12 protein-coding genes are annotated in these 13,901 nt (G+C 40.7%); 9 read left to right on the top strand and 3 right to left on the bottom strand.

Annotated elements, in window-relative coordinates; genetic code table 11:
* Positions 1–34 precede the first annotated feature (34 nt).
* Genes QL989_RS06960 through QL989_RS06925 form a run of 8 tightly spaced genes read left to right on the top strand, consistent with a single transcriptional unit; the run spans position 35 to position 8,251 of the window.
* Positions 35–991 (top strand): MoxR family ATPase, encoded by a 957-nt coding sequence (locus QL989_RS06960; RefSeq protein WP_054202134.1) that lies wholly within the window; start codon positions 35–37, stop codon positions 989–991.
* Positions 992–994: 3 nt separating this feature from the next.
* Positions 995–1,939, top strand: coding sequence for a DUF58 domain-containing protein (locus QL989_RS06955; RefSeq protein ID WP_290169291.1), 945 nt, complete (start codon positions 995–997; stop codon positions 1,937–1,939).
* A 3-nt stretch (positions 1,940–1,942) separates the two neighbouring features.
* Positions 1,943–2,377 (top strand): DUF4381 domain-containing protein, encoded by a 435-nt coding sequence (locus QL989_RS06950; RefSeq protein WP_290169290.1) that lies wholly within the window; start codon positions 1,943–1,945, stop codon positions 2,375–2,377.
* Positions 2,370–3,353, top strand: coding sequence for a VWA domain-containing protein (locus QL989_RS06945; RefSeq protein ID WP_055011727.1), 984 nt, complete (start codon positions 2,370–2,372; stop codon positions 3,351–3,353). The genes QL989_RS06950 and QL989_RS06945 overlap by 8 nt, the downstream gene beginning before the upstream one ends.
* Positions 3,353–5,251 (top strand): VWA domain-containing protein, encoded by a 1,899-nt coding sequence (locus tag QL989_RS06940; RefSeq protein WP_290169288.1) that lies wholly within the window; start codon positions 3,353–3,355, stop codon positions 5,249–5,251. The genes QL989_RS06945 and QL989_RS06940 overlap by 1 nt, the downstream gene beginning before the upstream one ends.
* Positions 5,245–6,888, top strand: coding sequence for a BatD family protein (locus QL989_RS06935; RefSeq protein ID WP_290169287.1), 1,644 nt, complete (start codon positions 5,245–5,247; stop codon positions 6,886–6,888). The genes QL989_RS06940 and QL989_RS06935 overlap by 7 nt, the downstream gene beginning before the upstream one ends.
* 53 nt (positions 6,889–6,941) lie before the next feature.
* Complete coding sequence (locus tag QL989_RS06930) at positions 6,942–7,499, top strand: sigma-70 family RNA polymerase sigma factor (protein ID WP_036933611.1); 558 nt, start codon at positions 6,942–6,944, stop codon at positions 7,497–7,499.
* The gene (locus QL989_RS06925; protein WP_290169286.1) at positions 7,499–8,251 is read left to right on the top strand and encodes a DUF3379 family protein; all 753 of its coding nucleotides are present in this window, start codon (positions 7,499–7,501) and stop codon (positions 8,249–8,251) included. Before QL989_RS06930 ends, QL989_RS06925 begins: the two co-directional genes overlap by 1 nt.
* Before the next feature lie 76 nt (positions 8,252–8,327).
* On the opposite strand, the gene QL989_RS06920 is transcribed toward QL989_RS06925, so the two are convergent.
* A complete protein-coding gene (locus QL989_RS06920) occupies positions 8,328–9,518 on the bottom strand; it encodes an amino acid aminotransferase (RefSeq protein WP_138606275.1) in 1,191 nt (396 codons plus the stop codon).
* Positions 9,519–9,596: 78 nt separating this feature from the next.
* Positions 9,597–10,256: a GAF domain-containing protein gene (locus tag QL989_RS06915; protein ID WP_010391323.1), complete on the bottom strand. Its 660-nt coding sequence runs from the start codon at positions 10,254–10,256 to the stop codon at positions 9,597–9,599.
* A gap of 248 nt (positions 10,257–10,504) precedes the next feature.
* Here QL989_RS06915 and QL989_RS06910 point away from each other — a divergent pair, with 248 nt between their 5' ends.
* The gene (locus tag QL989_RS06910; protein WP_008114484.1) at positions 10,505–10,834 is read left to right on the top strand and encodes a translation initiation factor; all 330 of its coding nucleotides are present in this window, start codon (positions 10,505–10,507) and stop codon (positions 10,832–10,834) included.
* Positions 10,835–10,848: 14 nt separating this feature from the next.
* On the opposite strand, the gene QL989_RS06905 is transcribed toward QL989_RS06910, so the two are convergent.
* Positions 10,849–13,851 (bottom strand): EAL domain-containing protein, encoded by a 3,003-nt coding sequence (locus QL989_RS06905; protein WP_290169283.1) that lies wholly within the window; start codon positions 13,849–13,851, stop codon positions 10,849–10,851.
* Positions 13,852–13,901: the final 50 nt, after the last annotated feature.

Below are 13,901 nucleotides of genomic sequence, written 5' to 3'. Positions count from 1 at the left end.
TATTATTTAAGCTGACGAGGACAGTCCACTTATTATGGCAGCTAACGCATTTTCAAACTTAAAAACGTATTTAGACACCCAAATTATTGGCCAGCCAGCGCTCACTCAAGCACTCTTAATTGCTATATTAGCCGATGGTCATTTACTTGTTGAAGGCCCTCCGGGGCTTGCAAAAACGCGAGCGGTTAATGCTTTAGCAAAAGGTATTGAAGGCTCGTTTCAGCGTGTTCAGTTTACCCCAGACTTATTACCTGCCGATGTAACCGGCACTGATATTTATCGTCAACAAACCAGTGAGTTTGTGTTTGAAAAAGGCCCTTTATTTCATAATCTCATATTAGCGGATGAAATAAACCGAGCACCAGCAAAAGTACAATCAGCTTTATTAGAAGCAATGGCCGAGCGCCAAGTTACTGTGGGCAAAAATACGTATCCACTTAGTGACCTGTTTTTAGTGATGGCAACGCAAAACCCGCTTGAGCAAGAAGGGACCTACCCACTACCTGAGGCGCAATTAGACCGCTTTTTATTACATTTAAGTATTAATTATCCAGGGGCTGAGCACGAGCTTGATATTTTACGCCTAACCCGTGGTGAAGCACTTAATGATGAAGTTCCAGTGCTTGAGCAAATTTCGCAAGCAGAGTTGTTTGCCGCTAGAAAAGCGATTTTGGGTCTGTATTTAGCAGAGCCACTAGAGCAATACTTAGTTCAGTTGATTATTGCTACTCGAGAAGGCGCAAACTTAGATGAGCAACTTGGCCGCTGGATTGAATACGGCGCCAGCCCACGTGCCACGATTGCTTTGGATAAATGTGCCCGCGCTCATGCGTGGTTAAGTGGTCGTGATTTTGTATCGCCTGACGATATTCAAGCTGTGGTACATAATGTATTACGCCATCGCATTATTTTAAGTTACGAAGCACAGGCCGATGGTATTACAAAAGATCAGGTTATTAGCCGTATTGTTGAACTAGTTGCTGTACCTTAAGTTATGCAAACACACTTTGATTCTCAGGCATGGCTTAAATTAAGTCATAGCCATGGTGTTAATTTATCGCTTAAAGAGCTGATGTATTATAAAGCAAAAGCGCAACTGCTTGAGCTGGCACCTAAAGTTAGAATAAAAAATACTTTAGCGGGGCAATATCTAGCGCCGCATAAAGGCCGTGGCATGGAGTTTGCCGAAGTGCGCCATTACCAACACGGTGATGACATACGCTCTATTGATTGGCGGGTCACGGCTCGTACCGGTGAAACCCACACCAAACTTTTTCAAGAAGAAAAAGAACGCCCGGTATTTGTATTTACTGACTTTTCAAACTCCATGTTATTTGGCTCTCAATTATTATTAAAGTCGGTGCAAGCTGCACATATTAGTGCCTTGGTTGCGTGGTCTGCTTGCCAACGTGGCGATAGAATTGGCGGTGTTGTGTTTAATCAGCACTCGCATTTAGAGCTTAAACCTAGTGCCCGTGAAAAGGCCGTGTTAAAGCTGTGTCATAATTTATGCGACGCCCATCAGCAGGCACTTGAAAATATTGATAAACCTGCCAGTAATAACTTTAGTGACAACCTTAAGCGTTTAAATCACTTAGCTAAACCCGGTAGTTTGGTTTATATCGTATCCGATTTTAACGCCTTAGATGACTCCAGCTTTAAACAACTCGAATTACTTGCGCGGCACTGTGAGTTAATAGGCTGCCATATTAGCGACCCCTTCGAGCATAAGTTACCTGCTTTCCAACAAGCGGTTACGGTAAGTGCTAATAATCAGCAGTTTGCCCTCCCTTTGATGGATAACAGTTTTAGAGAACGATTTGCCAAAAATGCCGAGCAAGCATTTAGCGCGCGTATTAATCGTTTAACAAAATCTGGGCTTAACCTATTATCATTCGATGCAGCCACTGCGCTGGAACTGCAATTAGTGAGAAGATAAATCATGCAAACCTCTCCACTTGATGGCCTTCACGATATTATTGCTCCCTCTCACGTTGACTGGTGGCCGTTAGCCCCTGCTTGGTGGGTAGTTATTAGCATTGCACTGTGCTTAGTGTGTGGCTTAATTATAATTATGTACAAAAACTATCAATTTAAAAAACCAAAACGTAAGGCGATTAAATTAGCAAATCAACAACAATCAGCGCAGCAATTGCATATTATTTTAAAGCGTTTAGTGATCACCTATTACGATCCACGCTTAGCAGCGCAATCCACAGCTAAGTGGTGTAAAACCCTAAGTCAACTTGCTGCAATTCGTTTTAATGAAGATGAAATTTCAAGCCTATATAGCACAGCACAAACACCTCCGGCACTCAGTGATAAGTTTCGCCAAGCTATTAAACAATTTAAGCTAAAGGAGCCACTGCATGTTTGAATTTAGCTGGCCATGGCTGTTTTTATTACTGCCGCTTCCTTTAACGTTACTGCTATTAAAACCCGCAGCAAGTAATGCAACGACACGTTTACGCATCCCAAGTTTTGCATCGCATAATTTAAATAATCAACATGTAGAGCCCAGTGCACGTAAGTTAAACACTCTTGAATGGTTGCTATGGGCATTATTAGTAACAGCATCGGCTAACCCTACTTGGTTAGATGAGCCTATATCGCTGCCTAATGAAGGTCGCGACATTATGCTCGCTGTGGATTTATCGGGCTCAATGACAGAACAAGACATGGCTTATAATGGCCAATATGTTGACCGTTTAACTATGGTTAAAGCAGTGCTTAGCGATTTTATAGAGCAGCGTCAAGGCGACAGACTTGGGCTAATATTGTTTGGTGATACCGCGTTTTTGCAAACACCTCTCACTCGTGATGTAAAAACCGTCAGCAAAATGCTTACTGAAGCACAAATAGGTTTAGTAGGACGTGCCACGGCTATTGGTGACGCTTTGGGCTTATCTGTTAAACGCTTTGCTAGTAAAAAAGAAAGTAATCGCATTGTGGTGTTACTAACAGATGGACAAAACACCGCAGGAAACCTTGATCCCGAAGATGCCCTATTACTAGCTCGTGAAGAAGGCATAAAAGTGTACACCATCGGAGTCGGCTCAGATAATCCTCGTGGCTTTAGTTTATTTAATATGGGCTCTGGAGGAAGTAATTTAGATGAGAGTTTACTGAAAAATATTGCCGAACAAACAGGGGGTCTGTACTTTAGAGCCAAAGATGTCGCTGGGCTGCAACAAATCTATGCAGAGCTTGATAAACTCGAGCCAATTAGTGCCGATGAGCAGACCTTTCGCCCGCAAACAGCCTTGTTTTATTATCCGTTATTACTGGCCATTCTATTAATAAGTGCAATGGCATTTTTAAAAACAGTACGTGCATTGAAGGAGCCAAGCTAATGGATTTTGAGTTTATTCGCCCCGCTATTTTATGGCTGCTACTCCCTGCGCTAGGGCTGTTTTTTATTGCCATGCTTAAAGAGAAAAAAGCCCAATCGGCGCCACTTATTGCGCCACATTTAGCACAATTTGTTATGAGTGAAGCAAACAATCAGGCTCGTCAGCCGCTGTGGCTAGTTGCGTTATTTTGCAGTTTAGCCATTATATTTAGTGCAGGCCCAAGTTTTGAGGAAAAACAAGTCCCTGTATTTCAAAGCAAAAGTGCCCGCATTATTGTAATGGATATGTCGTACTCTATGTATAGCACCGACATTGCTCCTAATAGATTAATGCAATCTCGCTTTAAAGCCCTCGATATGATTGAGTTATTTAAAGAAGGTGATACTGCATTAGTAGCCTACGCAGGCACTGCCTATACCATTTCTCCACTGACCAATGATGCAACCACCCTCGCCAACCTTATTCCTAGCTTAAGCCCTGAAATTATGCCTGATAAAGGCTCAAACGTGCTGGCAGGTTTAGACATGGCACAAGAGCTGCTCACTCAAGCAGGCTACCTAGATGGTGATATTATTTTGATCACCGATGGTATTGAACAACAACAGCAAAGTGATATAAGTGGTTTTACTAACAGTAGCCAGTATCGACTAAATATTTACGGTATTGGCACTGAGCAAGGTGCACCAATAAAGTTACCTGAAGGCGGATTTTTAAAAGATAGTTACGGCCAAATTGTAGTGCCCACACTCAATGGTTCTTTACTTAAAGGACTAGCAAAAAATAGTGGCGGCCAGTACGCTAATTATCAACCAAGCAATAGTGATATTGCCATTTTTTCACCGCAAGCAAACAGTGAAATACTAAAAAGTGAAAAACCCAATTTAGCCTTGTGGCGAATCGATGCTGGCATTTATGGCTTGCTTATTTTACTGCCCTTAGCTCTATACTTATTTAGACGCTCTGCGTTTATTGGTGCGGTGCTATTGCTAAGCTTTATACCTCAGCAAAATGCTCATGCAGTAGAGTTACCAACACTATTTAAAAATACCGATCAGCGTGCATTAGAAGCTTACAACAACCAAGAGTATCAACAAGCAGCGCAAGCGAAGTCCAGCGCTCTCAAAGGCGCTGCATTGTATCAGCAAGGTCAGTTTGAAAGCGCTCTGAACGAATTTAGTCAAGATAAATCAGCCACTGGTTATTACAATTACGGTAATACACTGGCTAAAGCCGGACAATTAGAGGCTGCTATAAACGCTTACAAACAAGCGCAATCACTACAGTCTGATTTTACCCGAGCAGCCGATAACCAAGCGTTAGTTGAGCAGTTACTTAAGCAACAGCAAGACCAGGAAAACCAACAAGGAAATGATTCGCAAAATCAAGATGAGCAAAGTCAAGATGGTGCAGATAAATCAAAACAAGATCAGCAAAAGAATGGCGATAAAAACAACGCAGATAAAAGCGAAGATGACAGCCAAAACAGTGAAGAGCAGCAATCGAGTGAACCCTCGGAGCAATCAAAAGATCAACAAAGCCAATCTGGTGAGCAGTCAGATGAGCAAAATCAGCCTGACATGCAAGCTCAATCACAAAACCAGCAAGACGAGAACAAAGACGACGATAGTAAGCCTCAGCAAGACGAGCAACAGAGTCAACCCAATCAAATGAATGAGCAACCGCCATCTGATGAGCAAAAGCAGCAAGCACAACAACAAGCTATGCAGGCACAGGCGGCTGAACTTACTAATGAAGAAAAAGAGAAAGCACAGCAACTAAATCAGTTACTAAGAAAAGTGCCCGACGATCCCGCTATTTTATTAAGAAACAAAATGCAATTAGAAGCCCAAAAAAGACAATATCAACGCCGTCCAACAGGAGTAGAAAAATCATGGTAATGCGATTATTTTGCTGTTTATTGCTATTAACTGCCATGCCATTAATGGCCGCCACTTCATTAGAGGCAAGCGTTGATAAAAACCCGGTACTGGCGGGTGAGTTTTTTATGCTCAATATTAGCGTTGATGATTCAATCAAAGGGCAACAACCCGATACTTCAGCGCTGTTAAAGGATTTCGTAGTCGGCCCTATGAGCTTAAGTAGCCGCACCAACATTATTAACGGCAGCATTAAAAAACAAACATCGTGGTCTGTTAAGTTAATGACTCGCAAAGCTGGCGAATACACAATTCCTTCTTTTAGTGTTGCAGGGCTCAGCTCTCAACCGATAAACTTGTCGGTAAAAGAGCGAAGCAGCGATGCGGGCAAAAATGATGATATATTTTTAAAAAGCTCGCTTACAAATAACAGCTTATTTGTGCAAGAGGCTGGCGTTTACACCATTAAACTTTACTTAGCTAAAGAGCTACTTGATGGCAGCTTAAGCACACCAAGCATGGAAGATGCTCAACTCACCCAGCTAGGTAAGCAAAGTGAAGATTATGAACTGGTTAACGGTAAACGTTATTTAGTGATCACTCGTAATTATTTAATTCAGCCGCAAAAAAGTGGTGCATACACCATTGAAGCACCGGTTTTTCAAGGGCGTGTTCAACAAAACTATCGCCAACTAGAGGTGTCGGCACTTGGCGATGAACAACAGATTGAAATCAAACCCATCCCTGAGAATTATCAAGGTGATTGGTTACCCAGTGAATTAGTAAGTCTAACCGAGCAATGGCAACCAGACGATAATACCGTTGAAGCCGGCACGCCAATAACACGCACTATTATGCTTACCGCCTTAGGGGTGACTAAAGAGCAACTACCCGAAATTGATATGCCTACTATTGATGGTATTCGCAGCTACCCGGATGAAAAAGAAACTAATAATGCAGTGCGCGATGGTCGAGTGGTATCACAGCAAAGCGCCTCATTTGCGCTACTTCCACAAACCCCAGGCACCTATACATTGCCTGAAATTACCCTGCCTTGGTATAACACCAAAATGAACCGAATTAGTTACGCAACTTTACCAGAGCGCACAATTACGGTAACACCAAGCACCACAGCACCAGCAAACTCGCTGAGCCCTCCCGTTGAAAGTAATTTAAACAACACGGATGCAGAGCCAACGCAACCAGCGCTCAGCGTGCAACGCCATACTAGTACGCCTCTATGGCTTATTATTGTAGCCGTATTAGGTTACGTATTATGGATTGTGACCCTGGTTCTTTACTTTATGAAACGCTCAGCTAAAGAAGCGCAACAAACGGCGCAAGCAAATCATAGAGGCAATCAGCAAGCAGAATTAAAAACACTGCAAATACTTGCTAAAAGCCGTGATAATAAAGCATTTTACGATGCACTTAATCTATACGCGCTAACTCGAACAGATAAAAAGGTAGGAGCTCTCACCCATTTATGCGCTATGATAAACAACTCGCAGTTCACTGCGCAGGTAAATAATTTACAAGCACAGTTGTACGGTAACCAATCGGCCGGCACTGATTTAGAAGCGATTGTTAGTTTATTAAAAAAACATCAATCGCACACAGCTAAGTCATCATCTGCGTTAAAAGAGCTATATTCTTAATAAGAATCTTAGTTACTTTTTTGGCCTATAATAATTTTAATTAAAAAGTGCTTATGTTTGGAAATAAAAAATCGAATGATCGGGTCTTAATAAATATGGCTGAAAAACAACAACGCTACGAAGCCTTGGTTCATGTTTATCACAAGGAACTCTATCGCTTTGCTTACTGGTTATGTAACGACCCGACTATTGCGGATGACTTAGTGCAAGAAACCTTTTTACGTGCATGGCGCTCGCTTGATTCGTTACTCGACCAAAAAGCAGCTAAGCCATGGTTGCTGACCATTTTAAGGCGTGAGAATGCCAGACGCTTTGAGCGCAAGCAATTTGATTACAGTGATGTAGATAACGACACACTAGTGGATCAAACCAGCCATAGCTTAGATACAGCAATGGAACAAACCGTTATCCAGCGACAAATTTCTTTATTGGCTGATGAATACAAAGAGCCGCTGTTGCTACAGGTGGTAATGGGCTGCACCGGAGATGAAATTGCAGACATTCTTAACTTAAATAAAAATACGGTCATGACACGTTTATTTCGAGCAAAAAATCAACTTAAAGAGGCATTAAGCCGTGATGATGAACAACTTAAAGGAGCATCAAAATAATGGATGAACTTGAGTTTCGTCGCCGCACAATTGCGCAGCCAAATGAGCTGGACAAAGAGCTACAGGAATTTGCAAACAGCAGTGCCGACAGACAACAATTTTTGAATGAAAGCAAAGCATTCGATAAACAACTCGACAATGCGCTTGAAGTCCCTGTGCCTGACAATCTTGCTGAACGAATTATTTTAAATACCTCGTTAAAAGAAAAAGCCAGAACAGATGAACTTGAGCAAAAGGATAACGTGGTTAGTGCACGCTCATGGTTTAAGTTTGACCGAGTACATTTGGCCTTAGCGGCTTCATTTGTGATTGCAGTCAGTGCGTTTATGTTTAGCGAAGAGCAAAGCATTAATCAAACGGCTGGTGAGCATGCACTAGCTCATGTTTACCATGAAATTTATGCATTAAATAAGACTCAACCAATTAGCATACAAGCTGTTAATGAAAAGCTGGCTTTACTTGGCGGTCAAATTAGTGATTTGCCTGGTAAAGTCACTTACGTTACCTTTTGCGATTTTCAAGGTGAGAGAGGCTTACATTTAGTGTTTGAGTCTGACTTTGGGCCTATGACCGTGTTTATTGTGCCAAGCGATAACCAAATTTTTGAAATTGGCTCTGATGATTTTAATGACTCTCGCTATGCTGGCCATATAAATCGTGGCAAACAGGCCGATACCGTGCTAATTGCAAGCCTTGGCTCACCAGTTGATATGTATAATGAACGTATTTCAGGTGCTATTCGCTGGCTTTAAGCCATTATAGAAACAATAAAAAACCGCAACGAGTGTGCGGTTTTTTTATTATTTAAAAGCCAAAGCTTCTTACTGATTACTTACAAACATCAGCAACTGCGTTAGCAAAGTAGTTGATATTTGCCTGGCTAATACCTGCTACGTTAACACGGCTAGAACCGACAATGTAAATACCGTATTCTTTTTGTAGGCGCTCTATTTGCTCTTTATTAATACCTAAGAAAGAGAACATACCGTGTTGGCGGTCAATAAACGAGAAGTCCTGAGCAATATCTTTTGCTGCCAGGCTGTCTTTAATTAAACTACGTAAACCATTAATACGGTTACGCATTTCATCAAGTTCACTGTGCCATAGCTGCGTTAATTCTGTGCTGCTTAAAATAGTGTTTACAATGTCTGCACCGTGCGCTGGCGGCATAGAATAAATGCTACGTACCACACTTAATAACACCGAGTTTGAAATATCAGCTGTTGCACTGTCTTTTGCAATGATTGAACAGGCACCAATACGCTCACGGTATAAGCCGAAGTTTTTAGAACATGATGAACAAATGATCAACTCTTCAACCGCATTGGCTAAAATACGTAAACCATTCGCATCTTCTTCTAAAGAAGAGCCAAAACCTTGATATGCAATATCAATTAATGGTGTAAAGCCCACATCTTTTGCAAGTTCAGCAATAGTATTCCATTGTGTTTCGTTTAAATCCATACCACTTGGGTTGTGACAACATGCATGTAATAACACCACATCGCCCTTAGGCACCTGTGTTAGTGTTTCAACCATTTCATCAAACAATAAATCTTTGTTTTCGTAGTCGTAGTATGGGTATTCTTTTACCGTTAAGCCTGCAGCTTCAAATAAGCTAATGTGGTTAGCCCACGTTGGGTTAGTAACCCATACAGTTGCATCTGGATTACAACGTACAATAAATTCTGCTGCAACACGAAGTGCGCCTGTACCACCAGGTGCTTGTGCTGTGCGTACGCGATTAGCTAATAATGCAGGGTGTTCACCTAGTAGAAGATTTTCCATTTGTTGACAGTAATCTAAATTACCAGCAAGACCAATGTAAGATTTGCTCATTTCATTTTCTAAACGAAATGCTTCTGCTTTTTTTACTGACTTTAATACTGGGGTATTCCCCTGCTCGTCTTTATATACACCAACCCCTAAGTCAATCTTATTTGGGTTAGTATCTTGCTTGTAGGCCGCCATAAGGCCAAGAATAGGGTCTGTTGGTAATGGTTTTAATACTGAGAACATTGGCTATCTCTTCGTTATTTAGGGGTTAGCTGTTGCGATAAGCTTAACATAAAAACTCACTTGATTGACTAGTGTTATTTACACTAAAAAGTGAGGAATTTTAATACAGCACGCTATTAATAACGCGAGCGTCGCTTTATCAAAAAAATCAGTGTTAAAAGCTTCACCATCAACAATACCTATACATTGCTGTTGTGCATTAAATAGCGGTAAACAGGCTTCTGCTTTTACTTTCGGATCGCAGGTGTAATATTCACCGCCTGCTGCCAAATATTGCTCAACGTTATTGATAACGCGTCCTTTACCACTAAACGCTACCTGAACGTTATTGCTGGCAGTCGCAAATTCAGCAGTAAGCGGAAATAAAGGACGACTCGGCGCACCAAAATAAGCCAGCTTTAATAACTGCTCCCCTTCATTGGTGTGGGTATTCTGATAAATGCCGTACCAATCAAGCTTTGTGTTTTCAATGACGTAGTCAACAATCAATTGAAGTTGCGCTAATTTTTCAGTTGTTTGCGTACTTTGGCTGACATAATCGCTTAGTTTAAACGGCTCATCCTGTAGGTAACCAAATAAACTACATGCCCCACCTTCACCTAGCTCAGGAATTTGATATTCCCAACGCACGGCTGGTGCAGCATTTTTATTTAGGTATTGCTCAAGCTTTTCTAGCTCAGCGTGAATTAACTGTGGCTCAACATTAAGTTGAGCATACTCTAAGTAAGAATTAACCATTTGGACGTCCATACATCTACAATGCCGAAATAGTAGCATGGATGTTTTTATAGTGCTAGCCAATTTAAAGTGCTTTTTTAAAATCTTTAAACACTTTTATTCATAGATATAATTGCGGTATTTAAACTGGTTGCTTTATCTTTGGGGGCATTAAAAGGTGTTCAGCTTAGGTGCAAAAATTACGCCTTTGCTTCACAAATTTGTTATTATTTGCCGCATTATTATATTCAATCTTAAGTAGGTTAATTATGAGTGATAGTCACTTAGTGTATTCAACAGCAACAGGGCGAATTGATCAGCCAAAGCCAGAAAAAGAACTGGATGTAAAACTATTTAAAGACGGGTCAATTCGCATAGAACGTCAAACCAAAGGCCGAAAAGGTAAAGGTGTAATGCTGGTTGTTGGTCTTGATCCACAACAGCATGATTTGAAAAAGTTAGCAAAAACAATAAAAAGTAAGATGGGCCAAGGGGGCGCAGTAAAAGAAGGTGTTATTGAAGTACAAGGTGATGATCGCGACAAATTAAAAGCGATTTTAGAAGGATTAAAATTTAAAGTAAAAATTGCGGGTGGTTAACCCGCAATTCTTGCTTATTTAATAATTTTTAGCGCTGCTAATTGATCAAATAATGCGGGAATATCATCCTCAGCCACTGGCTTACTAAAATAATAGCCTTGAACAATAAAACAATTATTATTTTGTAAAAACTCAACTTGCTCGATTGTTTCGACCCCTTCGGCAACTACATCAAGCTTCAGCTTTTGTGCCATAGCAATAATGGCCGCAGTGATCTCCATGTCGTTATCATCCTCAGGTATATCTTTGACAAACGAGCGATCAATTTTAAGAATATCGACAGGGAAACGCTTAAGGTAACTCAGTGAAGAATAACCCGTACCAAAATCATCAATAGAAATTGAGATACCCAACTTTTTAAGTTGATGTAACTGCTCAATAGCCGCTTCAACATTCCCCATCAGCATGCTTTCGGTTAATTCAAGATGCAGACTTTTAGCATTAATCTGCGTCTCTATAATTATTTTTTTCAGCATAGGCACTAAGCTTGCGTCTTTAAACTGTCTTGCTGACAGATTGATCGACATATTACTTGCTCTACCTTGTTGTTCTAGTCGCTTCGTAAACTCACACGCTTGTTGTAGCACCCATTTACCGAGCTCCACAATTAAACCCGTTGCCTCAGCTATCGGAATAAACTTAGTCGGAGGAATAAACCCTTGCGTAGGATGGAACCAACGAAGTAATGCTTCATACCCCACCACGCTATTATCGCGACAATCAACTTGTGGCTGGTAATGTAACGTGAGTTGCTTTTCTTTAATCGCATGACGCAACTCATTTTCTAGGAATAATCGTTCATTAGCTGCTGCATTTAAATCTTGGCTATAAAAATGGAAGGTATTACGCCCTTTGGCTTTTGCTTCATACATAGCTAAATCGGCATGCTTTAATAACTGATCTTCTTCTAGGCTATCAAAAGGCGCTAAGGTAATACCAATACTTGCACTAACAATCACTTCATTGCTGCCAAGTTTTATCGGCTGATTTAAGGTTTTTTGTATAGTGTCAGCGACTTCAGATGCTTCTTTTTGATGTTCAATACCACTAAGTAGAACAGCAAATTCATCCCCGCCTAAACGGGCTATGGTATCTTCCGCTCGTAAGCGCTGTTTTAAGCGTGTTGCCACTTCAACCAATAGCTGATCGCCCGCATCATGGCCTAAGGTATCGTTAATACGCTTAAACTCATCCAGATCAAAATAAAATAAAGCAAACGAGTAACGCCCTCTTTCAGCAAGCGCCATCGACTTTCTAAGTTGCATTCTAAAGAATGTACGATTAGCCAGCCCAGTTAGTGTGTCAAAATAAGCGAGCTGTTCCATTTTTCGCTGACTTTCTTTCACAAACGAAATATCTTGTGCTGATGCCACGTAACTAGTGATTTTACCACCATCTTCTCGAATAGGTGACACACTGAGCGATACCCATATTGGCGGCTTATTTAGCGCTTCTATAAGCGTATCTCCTCGCCAGTAATTACGATTACGCAAATCAATGTCAATATCCTCTACCAACATGGTCATCTCATTGGCAATAATTGTCAGTAATGGCTGGCGCAAGAAATCATTCTCGACAAAATCAGTCATCTCCAACATTTTTGGATTAACGTATTCAATGACAAAATTTTCATCGGTGATCACCACGCCCGTACCCGAGAACGCAACCGCTTTAGATAAGCGGTTTGCTGCTTTCTCCGCGATTTCTTTCTCTATTATACGCTGATTTAAGCCATCAATGAGTTTACGTATTTCAATGGTCATGTCTTTGAATGACCCATTAAGCGTGCCAATTTCATCTTTGTTTTCTTTTGGAAACTCAATTTCTAGATGACCTTTACCGAAGTTAGTAACTGCATAAACCAACGAATGTAAGCGTCTTAATACCAATTGGTAAAGTGCTTGGTGTAATAGTAAAGCAACTAAAATGGCATACAGAATAAATAAACCAAAAAACTTAAGTTTTAAATCTTTCAATGCCGATAACGTTGAGGAACGTTTTTGATATACACCCACATACCAGTTTACGCCTTCCACTTTGTGAATATTGATAATATAGTCTTCATCATTTAGTGAAAATGAATCGGCATATTCTGGTAACTGTATTTGTCCAGCGCTATCAATTACGCGCTTTAGTTCTGGGGAAATAAAGTCTTCTGGTAGCAGCTTTTTACCTGTCTCACCGTATTTTATATAACTATCAGAACCTAAGTTTGGGTGCGCTAATAATTGCCCTTGCTCATCAAATACTACAAGGTGTTTTTCTTTTCCGCCTACGGGTAATTGCGATATTAAGGAGTCGAGTGACATATCGCTGCCTGTAACGCCTAAAAACTCATCATCGTTATAAATAGGGACAATTAAACTCACAACCCATTTGTTCCATACGTTATCGTAGTAAACCCTAGACCACTGCGGATCACGTTGTGGATTGGTTAACGACTTAGCGTAATTAAAGCTTTCACTTTGATTAAACGTATAATCTCCGGGAACATTAAGTGCCCAGTTTGGTGGTGCAACACGAATAAAGTTATCTTCAGTTATAAGGTAAAAATTATAGAAATCTTGAATTAACGTAGGTGAAATAACTTTCCAAAGCGATTCAGAATCAGCAATTAGCTGTTTATAAAAAGGAGAGTATGCAGCTTGGGGAATAAACGCGGCTGATAGTCCATCCGCTGATGCACTGCGCACTGAGCCATCATTGGTGAGCTGCATTGTCTGTGTAGTATTATTTTTAAAAGACAGTTGGCCCTCAAATAGCTGCTCGCTAACAACAATATTAGCTTGCTCTGCTATTTTAACTTTGGTCGCTATCAAGTTGTTAAACTGGTTTATTAATAATTCATTTGATTGCTTTAATACCTCATGCTCTTCAAAAACAAGCTGTTTTTCTTCTGACTTGAGCATTAATGCAGCCGCGCAAATACCTGCCACTAAACAGATGCCAGAGATCAACAGTGATAACTTTACACTGAGTGAGTTTATGCCAAATCGAGATGGAGGGCGTCGATACACAAAAAGCCAACCTTATTTATAATTATTATTTTCGTAAGTAATAGAAATAT

Source organism: Pseudoalteromonas sp. APC 3224, from assembly GCF_030407535.1.
Classification (GTDB): Bacteria; Pseudomonadota; Gammaproteobacteria; order Enterobacterales; family Alteromonadaceae; genus Pseudoalteromonas.
The sequence above is the reverse complement of the archived record's forward strand: the minus strand, read 5'-3'. Positions and strand labels throughout refer to the sequence as shown.

What these genes read in the sequence shown, in the direction of transcription:
- QL989_RS06960 (WP_054202134.1), top strand. Translation starts at nt 35, where the DNA reads ATGGCAGCTAACGCATTTTCAAACTTAAAAACGTATTTAGACACCCAA.
- QL989_RS06955 (WP_290169291.1), top strand. Translation starts at nt 995, where the DNA reads ATGCAAACACACTTTGATTCTCAGGCATGGCTTAAATTAAGTCATAGC.
- QL989_RS06950 (WP_290169290.1), top strand. Translation starts at nt 1,943, where the DNA reads ATGCAAACCTCTCCACTTGATGGCCTTCACGATATTATTGCTCCCTCT.
- QL989_RS06945 (WP_055011727.1), top strand. Translation starts at nt 2,370, where the DNA reads ATGTTTGAATTTAGCTGGCCATGGCTGTTTTTATTACTGCCGCTTCCT.
- QL989_RS06940 (WP_290169288.1), top strand. Translation starts at nt 3,353, where the DNA reads ATGGATTTTGAGTTTATTCGCCCCGCTATTTTATGGCTGCTACTCCCT.
- QL989_RS06935 (WP_290169287.1), top strand. Translation starts at nt 5,245, where the DNA reads ATGGTAATGCGATTATTTTGCTGTTTATTGCTATTAACTGCCATGCCA.
- QL989_RS06930 (WP_036933611.1), top strand. Translation starts at nt 6,942, where the DNA reads ATGTTTGGAAATAAAAAATCGAATGATCGGGTCTTAATAAATATGGCT.
- QL989_RS06925 (WP_290169286.1), top strand. Translation starts at nt 7,499, where the DNA reads ATGGATGAACTTGAGTTTCGTCGCCGCACAATTGCGCAGCCAAATGAG.
- QL989_RS06920 (WP_138606275.1), bottom strand. Translation starts at nt 9,518, where the DNA reads ATGTTCTCAGTATTAAAACCATTACCAACAGACCCTATTCTTGGCCTT.
- QL989_RS06915 (WP_010391323.1), bottom strand. Translation starts at nt 10,256, where the DNA reads ATGGTTAATTCTTACTTAGAGTATGCTCAACTTAATGTTGAGCCACAG.
- QL989_RS06910 (WP_008114484.1), top strand. Translation starts at nt 10,505, where the DNA reads ATGAGTGATAGTCACTTAGTGTATTCAACAGCAACAGGGCGAATTGAT.